This is a genomic window from Pseudomonas sp. RAC1 (assembly GCF_030658255.1).
In the GTDB taxonomy this organism is placed as follows: Bacteria; Pseudomonadota; Gammaproteobacteria; order Pseudomonadales; family Pseudomonadaceae; genus Aquipseudomonas; species Aquipseudomonas boreofloridensis.
Genome location: NZ_JAUTXS020000009.1, coordinates 1 through 23187, shown reverse-complemented (window position 1 = coordinate 23187; position 23187 = coordinate 1). Strand labels below are relative to the sequence as shown.

20 protein-coding genes and 1 pseudogene are annotated in these 23187 nt (G+C 61.3%); 6 read left to right on the top strand and 15 right to left on the bottom strand.

Annotated features, from left to right (window positions below; genetic code table 11):
- Positions 1 to 25: 25 nt before the first annotated feature.
- From Q7C30_RS01225 to ppsA, 9 genes are all read right to left on the bottom strand, one after another.
- Positions 26 to 1048 carry a quinone-dependent dihydroorotate dehydrogenase gene (locus tag Q7C30_RS01225; protein ID WP_116887895.1) on the bottom strand — a complete coding sequence of 341 codons (1023 nt, stop codon included), beginning with the start codon at positions 1046 to 1048 and terminating at the stop codon, positions 26 to 28.
- Between the two features lie 148 nt (positions 1049 to 1196).
- On the bottom strand, positions 1197 to 2234 hold the full coding sequence (locus tag Q7C30_RS01220; protein ID WP_039576502.1) for an OmpA family protein: 1038 nt from the start codon (positions 2232 to 2234) through the stop codon (positions 1197 to 1199).
- A 110-nt stretch (positions 2235 to 2344) separates the two neighbouring features.
- Entirely contained in the window at positions 2345 to 2911 is a 567-nt protein-coding gene (gene sigX / locus Q7C30_RS01215) for an RNA polymerase sigma factor SigX (RefSeq protein ID WP_037028127.1), read from the bottom strand.
- A 112-nt stretch (positions 2912 to 3023) separates the two neighbouring features.
- Positions 3024 to 3848, bottom strand: coding sequence for a mechanosensitive ion channel domain-containing protein (locus tag Q7C30_RS01210; protein WP_029613988.1), 825 nt, complete (start codon positions 3846 to 3848; stop codon positions 3024 to 3026).
- Between the two features lie 2 nt (positions 3849 to 3850).
- Positions 3851 to 4105: a hypothetical protein gene (locus Q7C30_RS01205; protein ID WP_039576500.1), complete on the bottom strand. Its 255-nt coding sequence runs from the start codon at positions 4103 to 4105 to the stop codon at positions 3851 to 3853.
- A 105-nt stretch (positions 4106 to 4210) separates the two neighbouring features.
- The gene (locus Q7C30_RS01200; RefSeq protein ID WP_317870350.1) at positions 4211 to 5206 is read right to left on the bottom strand and encodes a zinc transporter ZntB; all 996 of its coding nucleotides are present in this window, start codon (positions 5204 to 5206) and stop codon (positions 4211 to 4213) included.
- A gap of 27 nt (positions 5207 to 5233) precedes the next feature.
- Positions 5234 to 5725, bottom strand: a complete 492-nt coding sequence (rraA, locus tag Q7C30_RS01195; protein WP_317870349.1) for a ribonuclease E activity regulator RraA — start codon at positions 5723 to 5725, stop codon at positions 5234 to 5236.
- Positions 5726 to 5737: 12 nt separating this feature from the next.
- Complete coding sequence (locus Q7C30_RS01190; protein ID WP_317870348.1) at positions 5738 to 6778, bottom strand: alpha/beta fold hydrolase; 1041 nt, start codon at positions 6776 to 6778, stop codon at positions 5738 to 5740.
- A 197-nt stretch (positions 6779 to 6975) separates the two neighbouring features.
- Complete coding sequence (gene ppsA / locus Q7C30_RS01185) at positions 6976 to 9351, bottom strand: phosphoenolpyruvate synthase (protein ID WP_039583090.1); 2376 nt, start codon at positions 9349 to 9351, stop codon at positions 6976 to 6978.
- A 181-nt stretch (positions 9352 to 9532) separates the two neighbouring features.
- On the opposite strand from ppsA, the gene Q7C30_RS01180 reads away from it, so the two are divergent.
- Entirely contained in the window at positions 9533 to 10351 is an 819-nt protein-coding gene (locus Q7C30_RS01180) for a pyruvate, water dikinase regulatory protein (protein WP_029613993.1), read from the top strand.
- Positions 10352 to 10437: 86 nt separating this feature from the next.
- On the opposite strand, the gene Q7C30_RS01175 is transcribed toward Q7C30_RS01180, so the two are convergent.
- Complete coding sequence (locus Q7C30_RS01175) at positions 10438 to 15303, bottom strand: NAD-glutamate dehydrogenase (protein ID WP_317870347.1); 4866 nt, start codon at positions 15301 to 15303, stop codon at positions 10438 to 10440.
- A 346-nt stretch (positions 15304 to 15649) separates the two neighbouring features.
- Between Q7C30_RS01175 and Q7C30_RS01170 the strand changes: the two genes are divergently transcribed.
- From Q7C30_RS01170 to Q7C30_RS01150, 5 genes are all read left to right on the top strand, one after another.
- The gene (locus Q7C30_RS01170) at positions 15650 to 16003 is read left to right on the top strand and encodes a hypothetical protein (protein ID WP_317870345.1); all 354 of its coding nucleotides are present in this window, start codon (positions 15650 to 15652) and stop codon (positions 16001 to 16003) included.
- A 74-nt stretch (positions 16004 to 16077) separates the two neighbouring features.
- Complete coding sequence (locus tag Q7C30_RS01165; protein ID WP_029613995.1) at positions 16078 to 16788, top strand: FadR/GntR family transcriptional regulator; 711 nt, start codon at positions 16078 to 16080, stop codon at positions 16786 to 16788.
- Positions 16789 to 16890: 102 nt separating this feature from the next.
- Positions 16891 to 18084, top strand: coding sequence for an L-2-hydroxyglutarate oxidase (gene lhgO / locus Q7C30_RS01160; RefSeq protein ID WP_317870343.1), 1194 nt, complete (start codon positions 16891 to 16893; stop codon positions 18082 to 18084).
- 43 nt (positions 18085 to 18127) lie between these two features.
- Positions 18128 to 19456, top strand: a complete 1329-nt coding sequence (locus Q7C30_RS01155; protein ID WP_039576495.1) for an MFS transporter — start codon at positions 18128 to 18130, stop codon at positions 19454 to 19456.
- 218 nt (positions 19457 to 19674) lie between these two features.
- Positions 19675 to 19812, top strand: coding sequence for a hypothetical protein (locus Q7C30_RS01150; RefSeq protein ID WP_240326970.1), 138 nt, complete (start codon positions 19675 to 19677; stop codon positions 19810 to 19812).
- Positions 19813 to 19968: 156 nt separating this feature from the next.
- Here the strand turns inward: Q7C30_RS01150 and Q7C30_RS01145 are convergent.
- The 5 genes and pseudogenes from Q7C30_RS01145 to Q7C30_RS01125 form a co-directional block, all read right to left on the bottom strand.
- Positions 19969 to 20951 (bottom strand): annotated as a pseudogene (locus Q7C30_RS01145) (IS5 family transposase).
- A gap of 231 nt (positions 20952 to 21182) precedes the next feature.
- Positions 21183 to 21515: a hypothetical protein gene (locus Q7C30_RS01140; protein ID WP_317870342.1), complete on the bottom strand. Its 333-nt coding sequence runs from the start codon at positions 21513 to 21515 to the stop codon at positions 21183 to 21185.
- Between the two features lie 354 nt (positions 21516 to 21869).
- Entirely contained in the window at positions 21870 to 22424 is a 555-nt protein-coding gene (locus tag Q7C30_RS01135) for a hypothetical protein (protein WP_317870341.1), read from the bottom strand.
- A 2-nt stretch (positions 22425 to 22426) separates the two neighbouring features.
- Entirely contained in the window at positions 22427 to 23059 is a 633-nt protein-coding gene (locus Q7C30_RS01130; protein ID WP_317870340.1) for a hypothetical protein, read from the bottom strand.
- 32 nt (positions 23060 to 23091) lie between these two features.
- Positions 23092 to 23187: transposase domain-containing protein (locus Q7C30_RS01125; RefSeq protein ID WP_317870368.1), on the bottom strand; the 96-nt coding region annotated here is incomplete at its 5' end.

The following is a 23187-nucleotide window of genomic DNA, read 5'->3' as shown; positions in this document are numbered from 1 at the left end:
GGGCCCATCTTTCATGGAAAGGCGCTTAGCGGGGCATTGCCGCAATGGCATCGACCGCCTCGCGAATCAGCGCAGGGCCTTTATAGATGAAGCCCGAATAGATCTGCACCAAGCTGGCTCCAGCGGCTATTTTCTGCGCTGCATGACGGCCCTCGGTGATGCCACCCGCAGCAATGATTGGCAACTTGCCGCCCAATTCGCCAGCCAGCACCTTGACGATATGTGTGCTCTTTTCCAGCACGGGTGCACCGGACAACCCTCCGGCCTCCCCCCCGAACGGCAACCCCTCCACCCCTTCCCGGCTGAGCGTGGTGTTGGTGGCAATCACCGCATCCATGCCCGACTCGATCAGCGCAGCGGCCACCAGTGCGGTTTCTTCATCGCTCATGTCTGGTGCAATCTTGATCGCCAACGGCACACGCTTGCCCTGCTCGGCCGCCAGTCGCTCACGACGCTCAGCCAATGCATCGAGCAGTTGCTTGAGTGAGTCGCCGAACTGCAGGGTGCGCAGGCCTGGGGTGTTGGGTGAGCTGACGTTGACGGTGATGTAGCTGGCGTGTGAGTAGACCTTCTCCAGGCAGATCAGGTAGTCGTCCTGGGCGCGCTCGACTGGCGTGTCGAAGTTCTTGCCTATGTTGATACCCAAAACACCCTCATAGCGCGCTGCGCGCACCCGCGATAGCAGATGATCTACCCCCAGGTTGTTGAAACCCATGCGGTTGATGATGGCCGTGGCTTCGGGCAGACGGAACAAACGCGGCTTTGGGTTACCTGGCTGAGGACGCGGGGTTACGGTACCGATTTCGACGAAGCCGAAGCCCAACTGCGCAAAACCATCGATAGCCGTGCCGTTCTTGTCCAGCCCTGCTGCCAACCCCACCGGGTTGGCGAAGTTCAAGCCCATGACGGTCACTGGCAGCGATGCCGGACGCTTGCACAGCACACCGTTGAGGCCAAGACGCCCCCCTGCACCGATCAGGTCCAGAGACAGGTCATGGGAGGATTCCGGGGAGAGCTTGAACAGCAACTGGCGGGCCAGGGTATACATGGGCGGGCAAAACTCGGGGATGAGTGAGTCGGCAATTATAGCTACCGGGTCGCCTGCGCAACAGGCCTTTGCAACGCCGCGCGGATCAAGAATCGCAGGCAAAGAAAAACCCGGCCGAAGCCGGGTTTTTCAGGAAGCGTCAGACCAATTACTTGGCTTGGGCTTCTACTTGAGCTTCAACGCGACGGTTGATAGCGCGACCAGCTTCGGTGGCGTTGTCGGCAACCGGACGGGTCTCACCGTAGCCAACCGAGTCAACACGGTTGGATTCGATGCCGTACTGCTGGGTCAGAACTTGCTTGACAGCATTGGCGCGACGCTCGGACAGCTTCTGGTTGTAAGCGTCTGGACCTACGGAGTCAGTGTGACCTTCAACCACGGTGGTGGTTTGTGGGTACTGCTTCATGAAGTCGGCCAGGTTCTTGATGTCGCCGTAGCTGTTAGGCTTGACGACCGACTTGTCGAAGTCGAACTTCACGTCCAGCTCAACGCGGACGTTTTCAGCGGCAGCCGGGCAGCCGTCGGCGTCAACGGTGACGTTGGCCGGGGTGTCTGGGCACTTGTCGACGTTGTCGCAGACGCCGTCGTTGTCGCTGTCGGTGCAGACTTCAGCAACCGGAGCAGGTGCAGGCGCTGCGGTCTGCTTCGGGCTACCGCCGAAGTTCAGGCCAACACCAACGCTTGGTGCCCACTCGGTGTCACCTTTGTCGATGTTGTACTGGGCTTCAACGCCGGCACGGGCGTAGAACATGTCGGTGATGTACCACTTGGCGCCAGCGCCGATGTTGGCGAAGGTGGAGTGGTCACGACCGCCACGGAAGCTCTGGCCGATCGACTGGTGGGAGAAACCAGCCGATACGTACGGACGGATGGCGTCGTACGGGTTGTTGAAGTGGTAAACGGCGTCAAGAGCGGTGTTCGAGCCCTTGATGTTCTTGCCGTCGTCGCCACGAGCGTTGTGAACTTCGTCGTAGCCCAGACGCAGTTCAACGTCGTCGGTCAGGAAGTAACCGATCGAACCGCCGAACAGGTTGCCGTCGTTTTTGTAGTCGCGCTGGCTGTCGAAGAACTCCTTCTTATAGAAGATCTCGGTTTCGACGGCGCCTTGGCCTTGTGCCATAGCGCCAATCGAGGTGGCGGCTACGAGCGAACCAATGGCCAAGCCCAAGGTGTTTTTCAATTTCATCCGTTAAATCCCCATCTAGTGATAGTTAAGCCGTCCCACCAATAGCCGCGGGACAACTCGACGGCAAGTCTAGCAGACCTTGCCGATTCGTTTGAGCCATTTGCGTAGGACTAAGTTTCAGTTGAGTCAGCAAATTTCTCACGAAGCTTGTCGAGCGCACGCTTATAGCGCATTTTCGTGGCGCTCAGGCCCATGTGCATGATGTCTGCGATCTCCTGGAACTCCAGCTCAGCCACGAAGCGCAGCACCAGAATCTCCCGATCGATCGGGTTCACATGCACCAGCCACTTATCCAAACCACCCTTTTCTTCCGCTTTCGGTGCCTTGTCCTCGGACGCCTCTTCAATGGGGTCCAGGCTCAAGGCATCCATCAATCGGCGCTTGCGTCGCTCCTTGCGGTACTGGGTGATGCATTCGTTGTACGTGATGCTGTACAACCAAGTCTTGAACTTGGACTTGCCCTCGAAATTCTTCAGGCCGTACAGCACCTTCAGCATGACCTCCTGACAGACATCGTCGGCATCGCGGTCGTTCCCCAGATAACGCGAACAGACGTTGAACAGGGTCCGCTGGTAGCGCCGCATGAGTTCCTCATAGGCGCGGGTAACGTGAAACAATTCTTCATGCGAACGCGCTACCAGTTCCTCGTCGGTGAGGTCGCGGGGGTCGTAACGCATGGGCGGCGTGTGCACTGTATTCAAAACGGATCTGGCCGACAGTCAGGTCAATGTCGCCGCAAGGCCCGGAGGCGGATTTCAGCGGCGGCATACATTAACAGCTTTTGTGCCGTTAGCGGCTACTGACGCGCTGCTCGAGCAGTTCTCGGTTCGACAGCGACACCCATTCACCCTCATCGGTCATCAGTGTGGTCTTGACTGTTCCAATGGCCTCGATGTGGCCTTCGACCTCGCCAACACGCACGTGCTGGCCCACTTGGTAGAGTTCGCGTACATAAATGCCGGCCAGAATCTGCCCGGCGATTTCGCGGCTACCCAGGCCCATTGCCAGTGCAACGGCCAGACCAACGGTAATCAAGCCGATCACGATCACGTGGTTGAGCAGATCGGTCTTGACCTCCAACTGGCTGATAGCCACGGAAATCGAGATGATGATGACCAGTCCCTGGGCAATGCGTCCGACGCCCGCCGCATACTCCAGCCCGATGCCTTCGGCCGCGCCGCGGACCAGGCCATTGACCAGTTGCGCCAGCAGCACCCCGGCCAGTAGCACTAGCGCCGCGCCGAAGACCTTCGGCAGGTAGAGGGCGAGCATGTCGAGGGTGGCCGACACCCGCTCGAGGCCGAGCGATTCGGCGGCCGACACCAGGAAAATCAGCAGGATGAACCAATAGACGATCTTGCCGATGAGGGTCGAGATCGGCACCTGAATGCCGACTCGGCTGAGCATCTTGGTCAGGCCAGTGCCGCTCATCAGGCGGTCCAGACCGAACTTGGCGAGCAGTTTGGACAGCAAGGTGTCGAGCAGCTTGGCTACCACGAAGCCCAGCAGCACCACCACCAGCGCACCGAACAAGTTGGGGATGAAGTTCGCCACCTTGGTCCATAGTGCAGTCATGGCGGTAACCAGGCTCTGGGTCCAGAGATCGAGTTCCATATTCATTCGGCCTTATCAGCTTGCGGTCTGCCAGCGGCAGAGGTACGGCGCACCGGCGCCACATGCGCCGAGCCATTGTTGACAGCGATCAGCAGCGCCTGGCTCCAACGGCCCAGCAAGCTGAACAGATCGCCCGCGCCCACCTGGCGGTTGGCGGTCTTGAGCACCCGACCCAGGCAGGCATCGTCGTCGCGATCCTGGCCGGACGGCGACGCCTTGAGCAGGTCGCGCAGGGATTCTTCAAACGGATCGTGCATGGGCACCTCGCGTGATGTCAGTCAAAGACGAGGGCTCTGCTGCGCAGGTCACACCGAAAGGTGGCACGACTGTTTCAAAATAAGAGAGCAGTAGCATGGATCGCCTCACACCCAGCGCAAGCGCCTGAACAACCACCACTGCCCCACGGCCAGCGCCAGCACCACCAGGCAGGCCACCAGGAATCCATAGGGGTTGCTTGCCCCCGGGATGCCGCCGACGTTGATACCGAGCAGGCCGGTGATAAAGCTCATGGGCAGGAAGATGCAGGTGATGATGCCGAAGCGGTACATGGTCCGGTTCATCAGTTCGCTGCGCCGCCGGTCCTCGCCCTCGAGCACCAGCGCCGCGCGCTCGCGGGCCAGTTCCAGTTCCTCCAGGTACCGAATCAGGCTGTTGTTGAGCTCGTTCCAATAGTCGGAATCGACTTCGGCGAACCAACTCCACTTATGCCGCGACAGCTGGGCATAGATGTCTCGCTGGGGCGCGAGAAAACGCCGCAGGCCAGCGGCACGGCGGCGGATCTGCTGGAGACTGCCTTGGGCTGGGCTATACCGCTCGTCGGATTCCACCTTCTCTTCTTCGAGATCGACTGCTTCCGACAAGTCGCTGACCAGCGCCTGGACCTTTTCCGTCAGCAACTCGCCCATCAGCAGCAGCAGCTCCGACGCCGACTTCGGGCCCCGGCCCTCGCCCAGTTGCTGCAGGATCTCGTCGCTGGCCCGTAGCGGCCGCAGGCGCAGCGAAATGATGCGCCGGGCTTCGGCAAAGATACGCACCGACACCATGTCTTCCGGCTCGGCCCCCGGATTGAGATTGACCCCGCGCAGAAACAGCAACATCTGCTCATTGGCCAGCGGCAACAGGCGCGGACGGGTGTTTTCCTCCAGCAGCAGCTCGCAGGCAAACTCGCTCAGACCGCTGTCGTGCAGCAGCCAGGTGCGGGTCTGCGGGTGACTGCGATCCCAGTGCAACCAAAGGCTTTCATGGTCCTGCAACTGCAGGCTGTTCAACTCGGTACGGGCGATCGCACGGGCGCCACCCTTGCCGTCGAGCACCAGGGCATGCACCAGGCCCCACTGCGCATTGTCTTCCTCGAACATCGATGCTCCATCAGCGCCCGCGGCGCGTCACTGCGGTTGGCTCAGCGGGCTGGGCGAGACGATCACGCCATTATTGTCGGCGTAGACGTATTCGCCGGGACGGAAGGTGACACCGGCGAAGGTGACCGGGACGTTCAGGTCGCCGAGACCGCGCTTGTCGGTCTTCATCGGATGACTGGCCAGGGCCTGCACGCCGACGTTGGTCTGCGCCAAAACATCGACGTCACGCACGCATCCGTAGATCACCAGCCCTTCCCAACCGTGCTTGGCGGCTTTTTCGGCGAGCATGTCGCCGAGCAAGGCGCGGCGCAGCGAACCACCGCCGTCGACCACCAGCACTTTGCCGGTGCCGTCGAGCTCGACCTGCTCGCGGACCAGGGAATTGTCCTCGAAGCACTTGATGGTGACGATCTGCCCACCGAACGAGTCGCGGCCACCGAAGTTGCTGAACATCGGCTCGAGCACTTGGACCCGGTCTGCATAGGCATCGCACAGGTCGGGGGTTACGTAATGCTGCATGGGAAACTCCTGTCAGTCACAACGAAGGCGGGTGTCGGGCAAGGCTACACCCTCCGAGGCCGTGCAGTCATCCGGGACTGGGTAGTCAGTCGCCGCGGCGTGTGGCGTGCTCTGCGCCTGCGCCAGCCAGCGCTCGACCTGCGGCCACACCTGATCCTGAGCGGCTTTGCTCACCAGCATGTCCACATGCCCGAACGCCTCGAAGCCATCCTCGCGCCCCAGACGCAGAAATCGCTTGCGCGCATCGCCCCACTGTTCGAACAGCGCGCGGCAGGCCCACAGCGGATCCTGGGTATCGGCCACCGCTGCCACGGCCAATAGCGGTACTCGCACCTCGGCCAGCCCTGCCCACCAGTCACGGTCCTTGACCCCGAAGCGGCCGAACAACCCCTGCCAGCGCAACCACTCCAAGGCCAGGCCGATCGGCTCGTCCTCCGGGCCACGCTTGAGCCTGGGCCCGGACAGCTGGGCAAAGCGCTTGAGAAGCAGGCGTGCGCCCCACACCACCGGCGGCAACTTCAGAGGCCAGTAGCGGCGAGTGACCTGGGTCCCGAACAGCGCCACGCTGGCGACGCTATTCGGGTCCAGGTAGCCACCGCCCAGGGCGGCAACCAGCGTGGTGCCGCCCAGGGAATGCCCGACCCAGTGCGGCGCCTGCCCCGTCATCTCCTGTACGAACGTGCCGATCACCGGCAGATCGAAACGCGCGTAGTCGGCCACGCAGTTGGCGCGCCATTGACGATTGCGCGGCGACAGGCCATGGCCGCGCATCTCCGGAATCCATACGTCGAAGCCCGCACGCGCCAGGAACGCCCCCAGGCCAATGCCTTTTGGGGAATACCAGAAACGGCGGTTGGAAAAGCTGCCATGCAGGAGGATCACCGGCACCGCTCGCTCAGCGGGCTGATCGGCCAGACCCAGACGGGTCACGGCCAGCTCCACGCTGGGGTCCGGGCTGTTGCCGGCTTTTATTCGGTAGACGTCTTCGCTGAGGTCGCCACGGCGCTCGGCACTGAGCAGGGCCACGGGAAAAAGAGTACTGCTGCTTTGCATGAATTCACGGCAATGAGAAAGGAATACGGAATGGGCGGGCGCTGGCCACGCTGAACGTCGGCTCCAGCGTATTCGCGGGTAAATCGCTGCGGCGAACGGCCGCTCTCACTCGAAGAAGCGGCGGCTCGCCGCAGCGATTTACCCGCGAAGAAAACACGAACGCGGGACGCATCGACGTGCGCCCCGCATTGAACGCATCAGGCGGCGCCCTGGCCCTCGGCCAGGAAGAACCAGGTTTCGAGCACCGAGTCCGGGTTCAGCGACACGCTTTCGATGCCTTGCTGCATCAGCCACTTGGCCAGATCCGGGTGGTCCGAAGGGCCCTGGCCGCAGATGCCGATGTACTTGCCGGCCTTGTTGCAGGCGGCAATGGCATTGGCCAGCAGCTTCTTGACCGCCGGATTACGCTCGTCGAACAGGTGAGCGATGATGCCGGAGTCGCGGTCCAGGCCCAAGGTGAGCTGGGTCAGGTCGTTGGAGCCGATCGAGAAGCCGTCGAAGTATTCGAGGAACTCCTCGGCGAGAATAGCGTTGGACGGCAGCTCGCACATCATGATCACGCGCAGGCCATTGTCGCCACGGGCCAGGCCATTCTCGGCCAGCAGGTCGACCACTTGGCTGGCTTCGCCCAAGGTACGCACGAACGGCACCATGATCTCGACGTTGGTCAGGCCCATCTCGTTGCGCACGCGTTTGAGCGCACGGCACTCGAGCTCGAAGCAGTCACGGAACGACTCGCTGATATAGCGCGACGCCCCGCGGAAGCCCAGCATCGGGTTCTCTTCTTCCGGCTCGTACAGCTTGCCGCCGATCAGGTTGGCGTATTCGTTGGACTTGAAGTCCGACAGACGCACGATGACCTTTTTCGGCGAGAAGGCTGCCGCCAGGGTGCTGATGCCTTCGACCAGCTTCTCGACATAGAACTCGACCGGGTCGTTGTAGCCGGCGATGCGCTTGTCGACGCTGTCCTTGAGCTCCGGCGGCAAGCCGGCATAGTTCAGCAGCGCCTTGGGGTGCACGCCGATCATGCGGTTGATGATGAACTCCAGGCGCGCCAGGCCGACACCGGCGTTGGGCAACTGGGCGAAGTCGAAGGCACGGTCAGGGTTGCCGACGTTCATCATGATCTTGAACGGCAGTTCCGGCATGGCGTCCACAGAGTTCTGCTTGACGTCGAAGCCCAGTTCGCCTTCGAAAATGAAGCCGGTGTCGCCCTCGGCGCAGGACACGGTCACGCCCTGACCGTCCTTGAGCAGTTGCGTCGCATTGCCGCAACCGACCACGGCCGGAATGCCCAGCTCACGGGCGATGATCGCGGCGTGGCAGGTACGACCGCCACGGTTGGTGACGATGGCGCTGGCGCGCTTCATCACCGGCTCCCAATCCGGGTCGGTCATGTCCGAAACCAGCACGTCACCGGGCTGAACCTTGTCCATCTCCGACACATCACGGATCACGCGCACCTTGCCGGCGCCGATGCGCTGGCCGATGGCGCGGCCTTCGACCAATACCGTGCCCTTTTCCTTGAGCAGGTAGCGTTCCATGACATTGGCGCTGGCGCGGCTCTTCACCGTTTCCGGGCGGGCCTGGACGATGTACAGCTTGCCGTCGTCACCGTCCTTGGCCCACTCGATGTCCATCGGGCGCTGGTAGTGCTGCTCGATGATCATGGCCTGCTTGGCCAGCTCGTTGACTTCGTCGTCGCTCAGGCAGAAGCGCGCACGCTCGGCGCGATCGACCTCGACCGTCTTGACCGAGCGACCGGCCTTGGCTTCGTCGCCATAGACCATCTTGATCGCCTTGCTGCCCAGGTTGCGGCGCAGAATGGCCGGGCGGCCAGCCTGCAAGGTGTTCTTGTGCACGTAGAATTCGTCAGGGTTGACCGCGCCCTGCACCACGGTTTCGCCCAGGCCATAGGCGCCGGTGATGAACACCACGTCGCGGAAGCCCGATTCGGTGTCCAGGGTGAACATCACGCCAGCGGTGCCGGTTTCCGAACGCACCATGCGCTGCACGCCGGCCGACAGGGCCACCAGCTTGTGGTCGAAGCCCTGGTGTACGCGATAGGCGATGGCGCGATCGTTGAACAGCGAGGCGAACACTTCCTTGGCCGCGCGGATCACGTTGTCGACACCACGAATGTTGAGGAAGGTTTCCTGCTGACCGGCGAAGGAGGCGTCCGGGAGGTCTTCGGCGGTGGCCGAGGACCGCACGGCGACAGCCATGTTGTCGTTGCCGGCAGCCATTTCGGCGAAGGCCGTACGAATTTCGGCATCCAGGCGCGCCGGGAACTGCGCGTCCATCACCCACTGACGGATCTGCGCACCGGTCTTGGCCAGGGCGTTGACGTCGTCCACGTCCAAGGCATCGAGCGCGGCATGGATGCGCTCGTTCAGGCCACTTTGCTCGAGAAAATCACGGTACGCCTGAGCCGTAGTGGCAAAGCCGCCCGGCACCGAAACGCCGGCACCTGCAAGATTACTGATCATCTCGCCCAGGGATGCGTTCTTGCCCCCCACATGCTCCACATCATGGACGCCGAGCTTATCGAGGGAAACTACGTACTCTACCAAGGTGATCTCTCCACTGACTGTGTTGGAAAAGCTCAAGGGCGCCCGCCTGTCGGTGTTGCGGCTGGGCCGGGACGCTTGTGGCCTGGACCTGGAAAATAAGTGAGAATGCCGAACGTCCGCGTTCGGCAAACCGAACCTATCATATCCAGAAACATTCGGCAGCTTAAGGCCCTTGGCGCAAATGAAACGATCCGCGTTCTTCATCTCCGACGGTACCGGCATCACGGCCGAAACACTGGGCCAAAGTCTGCTGGCGCAGTTCGATACCATCCCCTTCGCCAAATTCACCCGTCCCTACATCGATACGCTCGACAAGGCCCACGCCATGGTCCAGCAGATCAATGCAGCGGCCGAGCGCGACGGCGTCCGTCCGATCATCTTCGACACCATCGTCAATCAGGACATCCGCGAAGTCATGGCCACCTCCAATGGCTTCATGATCGACATCTTCTCCACCTTCCTGTCGCCGCTGGAACAGGAGTTGACCGCCCACTCGTCTTATTCGGTGGGCAAGTCGCATTCCATTGGCGGCAACTCCAACTACATGGAGCGGATCGAGGCGGTGAACTTCGCCCTGGACAACGACGACGGCGCGCGCACCCATTATTACGACAAAGCCGACCTGATATTGGTGGGCGTGTCGCGATGTGGCAAAACGCCGACGTGTTTGTACATGGCCATGCAGTTCGGCATTCGCGCCGCCAACTACCCGTTGACCGAAGACGACATGGAACGCCTGCAACTGCCGCCGGTGCTGAAAAAGCACCATAACAAGCTGTTCGGCCTGACCATCGACGCCGACCGCCTCACCGCCATCCGCCACGAGCGCAAACCCAACAGCCGTTATTCGAGCTTTGCCCAGTGCGAGTTCGAGGTGCGCGAAGTGGAGAACCTGTTCCGCCGCGAGAACATCCCCCACATCAATTCCACGCATTTCTCGGTGGAAGAGATTTCGGCGAAGATTCTGGTGGAGAAAGGGGTGGAAAGACGGTTCAAGTAACACCGTAGCGGCCCACCACCAGGCCGTCGAAGACAGACAAAAAAGCCCCGGCATCGCTGCCGGGGCTTTTCATTTCAGCGCAAGACTCAGGACGGAATCACCACCGCCTGCCCGCTCAGCGCCAGGTCGACCAGCTCGCGGTTGGCCACCGCGTACATCGCATAGTCGGTGCCGCTGGCATTGCGCAGGTCGTCGAGCATGGCGCGCCAGCGCTCGACCATCACCCGGTGCTGCTCGGCCCACAGGGCCACGCGGGCATCCATGTCGTCCGGGGCATCGGCCATCTGCAGCACGGAAATGGTGATCGCGCGCTGCTGCAGGTCGATGTCGTCGCGGAACGCCTCGCGGGCCAGGGCCTGCCAGTTGTTCTCCACCGGCAGGTTGCTGATCTCCTGCAAGTACCAGGTCAGGTCCAGCGCGCTGCCCACGGCGAAGAACGCCTTGGCCACCTGGGCCGGATCGTGGCCGGTGACGTCCGAGGCCTCGATGATCGGCAGCAGGGTGTACAGGTGCGTGGTGCCGGCCACCATGCGCGCCAGCAACTCCGGCACGCCCGCTTCGACGAAGCTCTGGTAGCGCGTCTGCCAGCGCTCGCGGGTCGGACCTTCCAGCAGTTCGTCGAGCTTGAGTCCCAACTGCGCGATCTTCGGCCCGAAGTGCGCCGTGTCGCGGCCAGCGTCTTGTTCGTTGCGGCGGCTGCGCAGGAACCAGCGGGTGGCGCGACGGCCCAGACGCATCAGCTCATCCATCAGGGTCAGCTGGATGTCGGCCGGGACCTGGTAATCCAGTGCCTCGATCTGACGGAACCAGTGCGGCAGGTGGAAGATGTCGCGCACGATCACGTAGGCACCGGCGACATTGGCCGGGCTCATGCCAGTGGACTCTTTCAGGCGCTGCACGAAGGTGATGCCCATGTTGTTGACCAGGTCGTTGGCGATCTGGTTGCTGACGATCTCGCGCTTGAGGCGGTGACGGCGCATGGCCTCGGCGAATTTGCTGACCAGCGACGGCGGGAACGCGGTTTCCATGTCGCGGGTCAGGTACTCGTCGTCCGGTACCTCGGACTTGAGCAGTTGCTCCTTGAGGTCGATCTTGCTGTAGGAGATCAGCACCGACAGCTCGGCACGGGTCAGGCCGTGGCCGGCGGCCAGACGCTCGGCCAGCTGGTCTTCGCTGGGCAGGAACTCGATGGCGCGATCGAGCTTGCCACGCGATTCCAGATCGGCCATCAGGCGTTTGTACTCGGCGATCCGCTCGCGGGCGCGACGGGCGGCGAGCGACAGCGCCTGGGTCTGCTTGTAGTTGTTGCCCAGCACCAGGGCCGAGACTTCCTCGGTCATGCTGCCCAGCAGCTGGTTGCGCTGCTTCTCGGTCATGTCGCCGGCCTGCACCACTTCGTTGAGCAGGATCTTGATGTTGACCTCGTGGTCGGAGCAGTCCACACCACCGGCGTTGTCGATGAAGTCGGTGTTGGTGGCGCCGCCGTGCAGGCCGAATTCGACGCGGCCGAGCTGGGTCATGCCCAGGTTGCCGCCCTCGCCCACCACCTTGCAGCGCAGCTCGTTGCCGTTCACCCGCAGGGCATCGTTGGCCTTGTCGCCGACGTCGGCGTGGCTTTCGCTGCTGGCCTTGACGTAGGTGCCGATACCCCCGCTCCACAGCAGATCGACCGGGGCCTGCAGCAGCGCGTGCAGCAGTTCGGTCGGGGTCAGGCGGTCGGCTTCGATGGCGAAGCGCGCCTTCATCTGTGGGCTGATGGCGATGCTCTTGGCACTACGCGGGAAGATACCGCCGCCTTCGGACATCAGCGTGGTGTCGTAGTCAGTCCAGGCCGAACGCGGCAGTTCGAACAGGCGCTTGCGCTCGACGAAGCTGCTGGCCGGATCCGGATTCGGATCGACGAAGATGTGCAGGTGGTTGAACGCGGCCACCAGTTGCAGCTTGTCCGACATCAGCAGGCCGTTACCGAACACGTCGCCGGCCATGTCGCCGATGCCGACCACGGTGATCGGGTCTTCCTGCACATTGATACCGCGCTCGCGGAAGTGGCGCTGCACGCCGACCCAGGCGCCACGTGCGGTGATGCCCATGCCTTTGTGGTCGTAGCCGGCCGAGCCTCCGGAGGCGAAGGCATCGCCGAGCCAGAAACCATAGTCGTTGGCGATGCCGTTGGCGATGTCGGAGAAGGTCGCGGTGCCTTTGTCCGCCGCCACCACCAGGTAGGGGTCGTCCTCATCGTGACGCACCACGTTGACCGGCGGCACCACGCCGCCGTCCTTGAGGTTGTCAGTGATGTCGAGCAGGCCGCTGATGAAGATGCGGTAGCAGGCGATGCCCTCGGCGGCGATCTCGTCGCGCCCGCCGCCCAAGGGCAGGCGACGCGGCAGGAAGCCGCCCTTGGCGCCGACCGGCACGATCACCGAGTTCTTCACCTGCTGGGCCTTGACCAGGCCGAGCACTTCGGTGCGGTAGTCTTCCTCGCGGTCCGACCAGCGCAGGCCACCGCGGGCGACGTTGCCGAAGCGCAGGTGCACGCCTTCGACCCGAGGCGAGTACACGAATATCTCGAACTTGGGCACGGGCTTGGGCAGCTCGGGGATCAGCCGTGGGTTGAACTTGAAGCTGAAGTAGCCCTTGCTCTGACCGCTGCTGTCGGTCTGGTAGAAGTTGGTGCGCAAGGTGGCCTTGATCAGGTCCAGGTAGCGACGCAGGATGCGGTCTTCGTTGAGCACCTGAACGTCGTCCAGCGCGCTGAGAATCGCCTGTTCCAGACGCTGCTGCTTGTCGTCCAGGTCATCCTGGCCGAGCTTGCGCGCCAGGTAGAAGCGGGTCTTGAACAGCCGGGTGAGCTCGCGGGCGATGTCGGTGTGGTTGTTCAGGGTGCTGGCGATGTAGCCCAGGTCGAAGCCCAGACGGATCTGCTTCATGTAGCGGGCATACGCGCGCAGCAGCGCCACGTCGCGCCACGGCAGGCCAGCGGTGAGCACCAGGCGGTTGAACGCGTCGTTCTCGGCTTCGCCCTGGACAATATGGATGAAGGCGTCCTGCAGGGTGTCGTTGAGCTGCTGCAGGTCCAGGCTCAGCCCTTCGCTGTAGGTGAAGGCGAAGTCGTGAATCCAGAACTCGCGGCCATTGGCATGACGCAGCCGGTACGGGAACTCGCCGAGCACGCGCAGGCCCAGGTTCTCCAGGATCGGCAGCACATCGGACAGCGCCAGCGGCGTGTCGGCATGGTACAGCTTGCAGTGCAACTGACGCTCGCCGATCTGGGTGAGCGGCTGGTAGAAGCTCATGGCCAGGGGCTTGGCCTCGGACAACGCCAGCACATGCTGCATGTCGACCACCGCCGAGTGCGCGGCGAAACGCTCGCGGTAACCGGCCGGGAAGCCTTTGGGGAAATCGGCCAGGATGTTGGTGCCCTGGGCTTCGCCGAAGTTGTCGACCACCAGCGCCGAATAGTCGTCCTGCCACGAGCGGCAGGCCTGGATCACTTCGTTTTCCAGTTGCTGCGGATCGATGTCGATGCGGTTCTTCGGATCGACCCGCAGAATCAGTTGCACCCGCGCCAGCACCGATTCGGAGAAGAAGGTCCAGAACTCGCAGTCCGAGGCCTTCAGGCGCTCCATCAGCACCTGCTGGATCTTCTGGCGCACTTCGGTGGAATAGACCTCACGCGGCACGTAGGCCAGGCAGTAGCAGAAGCGGCCGTAGGGGTCTTTGCGCAGGAACACGCGGATCTTGTTGCGCTCCTGGATCTGCACGATCGACATCGCGGTGCTGAACAGCTCGTCGATCGGGGTCTGGAACAGGTCGTCGCGCGGCAGCACCTCCAGGACCTGGGTCAGTTCCTTGCCCAGGTGCGCCTTGGGGTCGAAGTGCGAGCGACGCTCCACTTCGGCGACCTTTTCGCGAATGTACGGAATGGTATAGACGCTCTCGCCGTACACCGTGGAGGTGTACAAGCCCATGAAGCGGCATTCCTTGAGGACCTTGCCGTCGGCATCGATCTGACGGATCGACACGTAGTCCGGGTAGGCCGGGCGGTGTACGCGGCTCGGCTGCGAGGCCTTGGCGAACGACAGCAGGCGCGGCTCGCGCAGGTAGCTGACGGCGTAGTCCTCGATGCGCAGGTCGTCGCTGCTCAGGCCAGTGCGCAGCACGCGCGGCAGGCCGAGGAACGAGGATTCGTCATACGCCAGGCTGCCGCCGGCGGCGTCGGTCTCGACCACGAATTCCTCATAGCCGAGGAAGGTGAAGTGGTTGTCCAGCAGCCAGGTGAGGAAGCTCTGCACCTCGGCCTTGTCATGCTGCGCCGGCCCGAAGGCGTTCTCGCCCACCAGCGCCAGCAGGTCGCGGACCTTGGCCTTCATCGGCTCGAAGTCGGCCACCACCACGCGCACATCGGCCAATACCAGCTCCAGCTCGCGGGTCAGGCTGGTCAGCTCGGCAGCGTTGGCGCAGCGGTCGATCTCCAGGTACATCAGCGATTCGTGATTGACGCCTTCACCCTGGGTGCCCTTGGGCAGCAGTTCGAGCAGTTCGCCCTTGGCCCCACGCCGGGTGCTGAGCACGGTGGTCTGCAGGGTGTGGATGCTGTAGCCGCGGCGGTTGAGCTCGGTACGCACCGAGTCGACCAGAAATGGCAGGTCGTCATGCAGGACTTCGACCACAGTGTGCGTGGACTGCCAGCCATGGCGCTCGTAGTCCGGGTTGTAGACCCGCACCAGCGGGGTGGCCGAGTCGAAGCGCTCGATGGTGCGCCAGGCAGAAAGGGTGCAGCCGGCCAGGTCGGACAGCCGACGCTGGGTGAGTTCGTCCAGAGAGATGATGCCGAAGAACTGCTCAGCGAACAGCGCCACTTGTGGCAGGGACTGTTCGCTGATGTGCTGCGCCAGGGCCGCTTGCAGTTGATGCTGGAAGTCGGCCTTGCTGGCTGCGGTGAAAAACGCCATCTGTGGTACTCCGCTTGGGCTTTTTTTTGGTGAAGCGTCGTGTACGTGTACGTCCGCCGTTCAGGATCAACCATAGCCAACCCATGGCGACAGAACGATGGAATCAAGGCGTCGGACAGGTCCCGCGCGTCGACGTTCCGGGCTACCCGCCAAGGATGAGCACCTGCAAAGACGACTGCCGGGGCGGTGGCCTTACGGCTGCCCATCGACTGGGCAGCTTAACGACTGAGCGGTCACCGCGGCTTGCAGCGCTGCGACATATTCGGTCAAGCGGCGGTAACTGTGCATTTATGCGCGGTGCCAAGGCTGGCACAATCGCGTTTCACTTCCTTGAACCGAGCCGCCCATGCAACTGAAAACCGCCCTGCTCTTCGCCACCCCGTGCGACGACGAAGAAGACGACATGGCGACCCTGTGCTGCCACAGCGACAAGGGCCAGATGTTCCTGCTCACCCGCTACCCCGACGAAGACACCGTCGACCTGACCCTGGACGACGAGCCTTCGACGCTGGATGGGCTGACCGTGACGTTGAGTGCCGAGCGCCTGCTGATCGAGGTGGCCCCCGGTGATCGCGATGCCCTCAAGGGCGACGCGCAACTGGAAATCCTCCTGACCTCGGCCGGTAGCGACCTGGACGAGGTGGCGCTGACCTTGCGCAACATTCTCGACGGCACCGGCACCTTCGTCTCCGAGCTGTGACGGCCGCGGGCACGATTGACAGATCGCCAGTCCCTAGGCATTGTCTGACAACCTGACCACTAGGCAACCTCACCATGCTTGAGCTCCAGCGCCCCGACACCCTCGTCGACCGAGTGGTCAGCGCCATCCGCGCCGAGATCGACGCCGGCCGACTGGCCGCCGAATCGCGCCTGCCCACCGAACAGCAACTGGCCGAGCAGCTCAACGTCAGCCGCTCCGTGGTGCGCGAGGCGGTGGCGCAGCTCAAGGCCGATGGCGTGCTTATAGCCCGACGCGGACTGGGCTCCTACATTTCCCAGACCCCCGGCGGCACCGTGTTCCGCTTCCCCGGCAGCAGCGGACGCGCGCCTGACCTGGTGCAGATGTTCGAAATGCGCCTGTGGATCGAGACCCAGGCCGCCGCCATCGCTGCGCGCAGGCGTGATGCCGCCGACCTGACGCGCATGGCCGATGCCCTGCAGATCATGCTCGACCCCGGCAGCGACCTGACTCGCGCCGCAGCCGCCGACGTGGCCTTTCACCGCGCCATCGCCGAAGCCAGCAAGAACGATTACTTCGTCGCCTTCCACGATTTCCTCGGCGGCCAACTGGCCAGCGCCCGCCGTACCGCCTGGGAAAACTCCGCCCGCCCAGCGATCGGCGGCTCGGCCGACGCCAGCCGCGAGCACCAGGCGCTGTACCAAGCCATTGCCGACGGCGACCGCCATGCCGCCGCCGGGTGCGCTGAAGCGCACCTGCGCGCCTCGGCCAAACGCCTGAAGATCGACCTGCCCGCACTCGACTGAAGCCCATGACGCTCCGGGGCAGAGGCCCCCGGATTTTTAACGCACCACTTTGTCTGACAACCTGACAATCAGATTCAAAGACATGCACTCAAGGTAATCCGCATGACCCACGACTATTGCATCATCGGCGGCGGCATCGTCGGCCTTGCCACCGCGATGGCCCTGCTGGAACAGCGCCCCGGCGCCTCGCTGTTGCTCCTGGACAAGGAAGACCAACTAGGTCGCCACCAGACCGGCCACAACAGCGGCGTGATCCACGCCGGCATCTACTACGCACCCGGCAGCCTCAAGGCCGAACTATGCAAACGCGGCGCCCAGGCGACCAAGGACTTCTGCCACGAGCACGGCATCGCCTTCGAGGTGTGCGGCAAGCTGCTGGTGGCCTCCAACGACCTGGAGATGCAGCGCATGCAGGCGCTGTATCAGCGCTCGCAGCAGAACGGCCTCAAGGTCGAGCGACTGGACGCGGACGCCCTGCACCATCGCGAGCCGAACATCGTCGGCCAGGGCGCGCTGTTCCTCGATGCCACCGGCATCGTCGACTACAAGGAAGTGTGCAAGGCCATGGCCCGGGTGATCGAGCGCGCCGGCGGCGAGGTGCGCCTGTGTACCACGGTGCGCGCGATCCAGGAGCACACCGACCACGTCACCATCACCAGCGACGCCAACACCTGGCGTGCACGGCAACTGGTGGCCTGCGCCGGCCTGCAATCCGACCGCCTGGCGCGCTTGGCCGGGATCAGCATCGATCACCAGATCATCCCTTTCCGCGGCGAGTACTACCGCCTGCCGCCGAGCAAGAACGGCATCGTCAGCCACCTGATCTACCCCATCCCCGACCCCGACCTGCCCTTTCTCGGCGTGCACCTGACGCGAATGATCGACGGCAGCGTGACCGTCGGCCCGAATGCCGTGCTCGGCCTGGGCCGCGAAAACTACCGCAAAGGTTCGGTGAACTGGCGCGACGTAGCCGAGTACGCCCGCTTTCCCGGGTTCTGGAAAACCCTCTGGAACAACCTGGGTTCCGGCACCACGGAAATGAAGAACTCGCTGTTCAAGCGCGGCTACCTGGAGCAGTGCCGCAAGTACTGCCCGTCGCTGGAAATCGACGACCTGCTGCCGCATGAAGCTGGCATCCGCGCCCAGGCGGTGATGCGTGACGGCACCCTGGTGCATGACTTCCTGTTCGCCGAGACGCCGCGCATGGTGCATGTCTGCAACGCCCCCTCGCCGGCCGCCACCTCGGCCATTCCCATCGGCCAGATGATCGCCCAGCGCATCCTCAAGGCCCGCTGATTTCTGCTGCACCTTCCACTACAAAGACAATAAGGAATAACCCATGTCGGCACATGAAACGGCCCCGTCCGCGACGGAAACCCCCGACCAGCAACGCAAGCGCCTGCGCAAGGTCGCGGCGGCGACCATCTTCGGTTCGATGCTGGAGTGGTATGACTTCTACCTCTACGCGACCATGGCCGCGATCGTTTTCTCGAAGATCTTCTTCGACGCCAGCAACCCGGCGGTGGCCTCCCTGCTGGCCTTCTCCACCTTCGCCATCGGCTTCATCGCCCGCCCGTTCGGCGGCATCCTGTTCGGCTACCTGGGCGACCGCTTCGGCCGCAAGCACGTGCTGGTGATCACCTTCTGCCTGATGGGCGTATGCACCACGCTGATCGGCCTGATCCCCGGCTACGCCACCCTCGGCATCTGGGCGCCGATCCTGCTGGTGGTGATCCGCATCATCCAAGGCCTGGGCGCCGGCGCCGAACTGTCCGGCGCAGCGGTCACCTCCTACGAGCACGCCAGCGAAGGCAAGCGCGGCAGTCAAGGCGCCTGGCCAGCGCTGGGCCTGAACCTGGGCCTGCTGCTGTCGTCGCTGACCGTGTACCTGCTGACCATGAACGGCAACGACTTCCTGCTGGCCGGTGGCTGGCGCATCCCCTTCATCGCCAGCATCGCACTGGTGGCGGTGGGCCTGTGGGTGCGCAAGAGCATCCCGGAAACCCCGGACTTCAAAGCCCTGGACACGGCCGAGGACACCCCCAAGGTCTCGCCACTCAAGTTGCTGCTGCGCAATGACCGCAAAGGCCTGGCCGTGGTGTTCTTCGTGGCGGTCGGCTACAACGCCCTGAGCTACATCTTCAAGACCTTCTCCCTGGCCTACCTGACCCAGTTCAAAGGCGTCGAGGCCCACGTCACCTCCCTGTCGGTGACCATCGCCAGCCTGGTGGCGATCTTCGCCGTGCCCTTCTTCGGCTGGCTGTGCGACCGCTGGAGCAGCAAGACCGTACTGATGCTCGGTGGCCTGCTGTCGGTGCTGTTCGCCTACCCCTTCCTGCGCCTGCTGAGCACCGGCGAGCCGACGCTGATCTATGTGGCGATCGCCCTCGGCACCGGCATCCTGGCGCCCATGATGTTCGCCCCACAGGGCTCGTTCCTGAGCCGACAGTTCCCCACCCAGACCCGTGCGTCGGGCTTCGGCACCGGCCGCGAAATCGGCACGGCGGTGGCAGGCGGCCTGGCACCGCTGGGCGGGCTGGCATTGGTGGCAGGCTCGGCGACGCACTCCACCGATGGCGTCGCGCTCATCCTGGCGGTGGCTGGGGTGTTGGTGGTGGTGTTCGCCCTGCTCGACCAAGGACGCAAGTATTCCAGCGCCAAGAACTGAGGCGGCGGGGATTTGCGACGTTACGCCACACTGGCGCGTTCGACGGGGCTGATCTTTACTGCTCCGGGTCCGGCCCTCGCTGGCCTGTCTGGCGATGTGCCGCGACCGGGCGAACGGACCTTCCGGGCGAGTGTGGTGAGCCCGCCAGTGTCCGGGATGACCGACCGTACCCTCACTATGGATAGAACGCGTGGGTTTACCCACTCAGGAGCTTGCGAATGAAGAACGTACTGTTGGCGGTGTTTCTGCTCTGTGGTTTCTCCCTGACTGCCCAAGCGGCGTGCCCGGTGTTCGGCCCGTCGAAGGACCCTTGCAGCGGGCCGGTGTTTGGGCCTTCGACTTGTCAGTGTCCTTGAGGTAGGAGCGGTGTGGCGGGCTCGGGGGATTGGGCCCGCTATGGGGAACTCCGAACAAGTTGTCATCAGCTCGAAATGGACGGCTCGGGCACGCCGAATAGCCAGATTTTCAGCCGCTGGCTGGTGGATAACCCAAACGCAGCTTTGGTTTCTGCCTCACGGACGCACCTCTCCTGCGGCCGGCAATAATCGCCGGCGCACCATCCACAGATTCGACAGGGCAAACAGCGTGTCAGTTACGCCGTGTTCTTGGCCAAGCCACGGAAGCGGGTTTTCACATAGCCGAATTGGCGCTTGATCACACGGAATGCGTGTTCGACCTTCGCTCGCACCTGCGCTTTGACCTTCTCGATCTTGCGTCTGGCCTTGTAGAGCACGCTGCGTTTGCTCAAGTGCTTGTAGGTACTGCGGCGGGCTGCGACCTGCCAGATCACCGGCCGCCCTTCATGCTCCGGTCGCTTCTCCACGCCGGTATAACCCGCATCGGCACAGATAACATTTTCGTCGCCATGCAATAGGTGAGTGACCTCCGTTACATCGGCCACATTCGCCGCTGTACCGTGGACGTGGTACACCAGGCCCGACTCAGCATCGGCACCGATATGCGCCTTCATGCCGAAGAATTACTGATTACCTTTCTTCGTCTGATGCATTTCAGGATCGCGCTTGCCGTCCTTGTTCTTGGTCGACGTGGGTGCGTGGATGATGGTGGCGTCGACAATGGTGCCTTGGCGCGACGACAGGTCTTTGTCTCGCAGGTGATTGTTGATGGTTTCCAGAATGCCCGCCGCCAACTGATGCTTCTCCAGAAGGTGTCGGAAATTCATGATCGTCGTGTCTTCGGGGATCGGAGCGCTGAGCGTCAGACGAGCAAACTGGCGCATCGAAGTCATCTCGTACAGCGCCTCTTCCATAGCTGGATCACTCAACGAGAACCAGTTCTGCAGTAGGTGAATGCGCAGCATGGTTTCCAATGGATACGGCTTGCGGCCGCCGCCAGCCTTTGGGTAGTGAGGCTCGATCAACGCCACCAACCCACTCCACGGAACCACCTGTTCCATCTCGACCAGGAAACGCTCGCGACGGGTTTGCTTGCGCTTACCGGCGTACTCGAAATCGGAAAAGCTCATCTGACTCATGGGATGGCGGGCTTGTAGAAGGCAGTTGGACGGAAGACTATTTCAGCACAGGTCAGATGGCCTGTGCTGACTTGATCGGAGAATCCCTAAATAAAAGTCGAAAAATCAAAAGTCAGAAAAAAACACTGGCGCGAGGCCGGTGCTGGGTAGGATAGTGTGCTCGGACATGTCAGATCAGCTCGATACGAGATTTTTACAAATCAACATCAGCGTGACAATACCAATTTGACACTACCTCAAAAACATATCGATATCGTCTAGAGCATCCGCAATTTGCCCCGAGATGATATTGTCATCTAGATGTTCACGAAGAACAATCATTACTTTTTCTTTATCAAGCTGGCGGTGAATCCTTGCTATGTGCCCAAGACAAGTTGCTGCAAGCCCTCTAATATCAGGGCTTTCGTCGCTGAGAAATTCTAAGCATTTATTCTGCACCCATCTCCAATCAGAATCATTTAAAGCAACGAAAACAAGTGCCTCACAAATACTCTTAACATCCCTCGAAGCAAAAGCTTTTTCTAAATTTAGCTTGTTATAAGATTTGGAGTCTTGATAGTTCATTATCGCTTCCCACCAGTAAGAATATTACCTTTACGATCAGCCATACCGGCCTGTTGCAGGGCTTTTTGCATGTCTGGATGCAAGTCGCTCCAAGAGCGGACATGGCCGTGACAAGTTGTATCTAACGTCTTGTCAAAAACAAAAAAATCTTTAGAATCGTAGTCAATTCCGACTCAGCGAGAGGAGGGGACGTCGTTTTAACTTGAAGCGAAAAATCTAGCGCTTCTTGACCATTAACCGAAGCACGACTCTTAACTGCATTATCGACTTTCCTGTGGTAGAGAGCAGCTTCATAATCCAAATGGCGCATGACGCCTGCACTTTTACCGGCAGCTCCTGTCGTTTTTGTACCGATTAGCTAGAATAGGAAGAGATCAGAGCCTTTGCGATTCTACCTTCTGCAGTGAAACCGGATGCCAGCTCAGTCAACTCATCCATCGAGATCAAATTTGAGTTTAAGTACTCGTAAAAACTCTCTTGAAGCTCTGATTTTTTCACAGCAACAACGCCAAATTCCTCATATACGCTTTCGAGGGCAACCCATTTGCACCCGCTATCGCATAAAACTATTGGGTAACCAACCGCTCCATCAAAAAAACTTTCAAACCTTTTACTCAACCAACGTACATCTTCCCCTAAATCGTCTCCATCGAGGGAAAAACAAGAGTTATCTAATCGCTCACCGCCTGAAAACTTTATAAACACATCTGACTTAAAGCTGGAAACGCTATTCGATACTAATCCCGAAAAAATCTCAGTAAAGCAGAGCAGTGGCCTCTCAAAAAACCAAAACAGAAACCCACCACCAACAAAAACATTAGCCGGCAAGTCTTTATTAAAAATCATTACACCTGACAGCCTATCAAGAAAAGTATTCAAATCTTTATCTTCAATTTTCAAAACAGTCACGACTACTCTCCTGAGAACCTAATTTTCGCAGTTGGCTTTTTCATCCCTTCTATAGTCAACGACGCGGACGGTTGCCCTGTAGACGTTGAGGATGGATAAAATCGATAGGTCTTCTCTCCATTAGTTAACACAGTAACTGAGCCATCCTGAGAAATAGTCTTTTTATAACCGTTAGACTCAAGGCTTTTTATGGCGCGACCCTGAGTAATGTTCGCCTCTATCTGTCCTGCACTATTCCGCGTAGCTTTCGGCAAAAACTCAATCGATGTTGCTTTTGGACCTGTTAAATAATCAACGGCCTTCTGAACATTTGCAAGCTCCGCACGTTCAGGTACCCCAACTGGCCTCAAGCCAGCCTGCCTTCCAGCCGCCGCTCCGCCTATGAGACCAAAACGGTCAAGCGACGGCGCCCACTCGTTCAGGACCTTGCTGACGTGCGCATAGCTTTCAACAGCGCGGTCTAAAAGGGTAGTTTTGTATGCTTGGCATGTGGCAGTCGAGCATTCTATGGCCATCAATTGCTCTATACCATAAGCAATTTGAAGCTGTTTTCCATGTGCCCTTTGAGGACCATATGTATCTAGCGCTTCGCCTAGATTCTCCAAACTGAACTCGTTGTACTGTACGCGATCCATAAACCCCACCTGCCCAACAGTGGGGTAACGAGTTACCGTGGCATCTCTGGCGAGCAGTTCCACGGTAGCAGCGCTTCGTAGTCTGCTACCGACGAGGCGTGCGGTAGCCGCTCTAGTACGTGGCGCAG

Coding starts and splice junctions, on each gene's coding strand:
- Q7C30_RS01225 (WP_116887895.1), bottom strand. CDS start 1,048: ATGTATACCCTGGCCCGCCAGTTGCTGTTCAAGCTCTCCCCGGAATCC.
- Q7C30_RS01220 (WP_039576502.1), bottom strand. CDS start 2,234: ATGAAATTGAAAAACACCTTGGGCTTGGCCATTGGTTCGCTCGTAGCC.
- sigX (WP_037028127.1), bottom strand. CDS start 2,911: ATGCGTTACGACCCCCGCGACCTCACCGACGAGGAACTGGTAGCGCGT.
- Q7C30_RS01210 (WP_029613988.1), bottom strand. CDS start 3,848: ATGGAACTCGATCTCTGGACCCAGAGCCTGGTTACCGCCATGACTGCA.
- Q7C30_RS01205 (WP_039576500.1), bottom strand. CDS start 4,105: ATGCACGATCCGTTTGAAGAATCCCTGCGCGACCTGCTCAAGGCGTCG.
- Q7C30_RS01200 (WP_317870350.1), bottom strand. CDS start 5,206: ATGTTCGAGGAAGACAATGCGCAGTGGGGCCTGGTGCATGCCCTGGTG.
- rraA (WP_317870349.1), bottom strand. CDS start 5,725: ATGCAGCATTACGTAACCCCCGACCTGTGCGATGCCTATGCAGACCGG.
- Q7C30_RS01190 (WP_317870348.1), bottom strand. CDS start 6,778: ATGCAAAGCAGCAGTACTCTTTTTCCCGTGGCCCTGCTCAGTGCCGAG.
- Q7C30_RS01180 (WP_029613993.1), top strand. CDS start 9,533: ATGAAACGATCCGCGTTCTTCATCTCCGACGGTACCGGCATCACGGCC.
- Q7C30_RS01175 (WP_317870347.1), bottom strand. CDS start 15,303: ATGGCGTTTTTCACCGCAGCCAGCAAGGCCGACTTCCAGCATCAACTG.
- Q7C30_RS01170 (WP_317870345.1), top strand. CDS start 15,650: ATGCAACTGAAAACCGCCCTGCTCTTCGCCACCCCGTGCGACGACGAA.
- Q7C30_RS01165 (WP_029613995.1), top strand. CDS start 16,078: ATGCTTGAGCTCCAGCGCCCCGACACCCTCGTCGACCGAGTGGTCAGC.
- lhgO (WP_317870343.1), top strand. CDS start 16,891: ATGACCCACGACTATTGCATCATCGGCGGCGGCATCGTCGGCCTTGCC.
- Q7C30_RS01155 (WP_039576495.1), top strand. CDS start 18,128: ATGTCGGCACATGAAACGGCCCCGTCCGCGACGGAAACCCCCGACCAG.
- Q7C30_RS01150 (WP_240326970.1), top strand. CDS start 19,675: ATGAAGAACGTACTGTTGGCGGTGTTTCTGCTCTGTGGTTTCTCCCTG.
- Q7C30_RS01140 (WP_317870342.1), bottom strand. CDS start 21,515: ATGAACTATCAAGACTCCAAATCTTATAACAAGCTAAATTTAGAAAAA.
- Q7C30_RS01130 (WP_317870340.1), bottom strand. CDS start 23,059: ATGGATCGCGTACAGTACAACGAGTTCAGTTTGGAGAATCTAGGCGAA.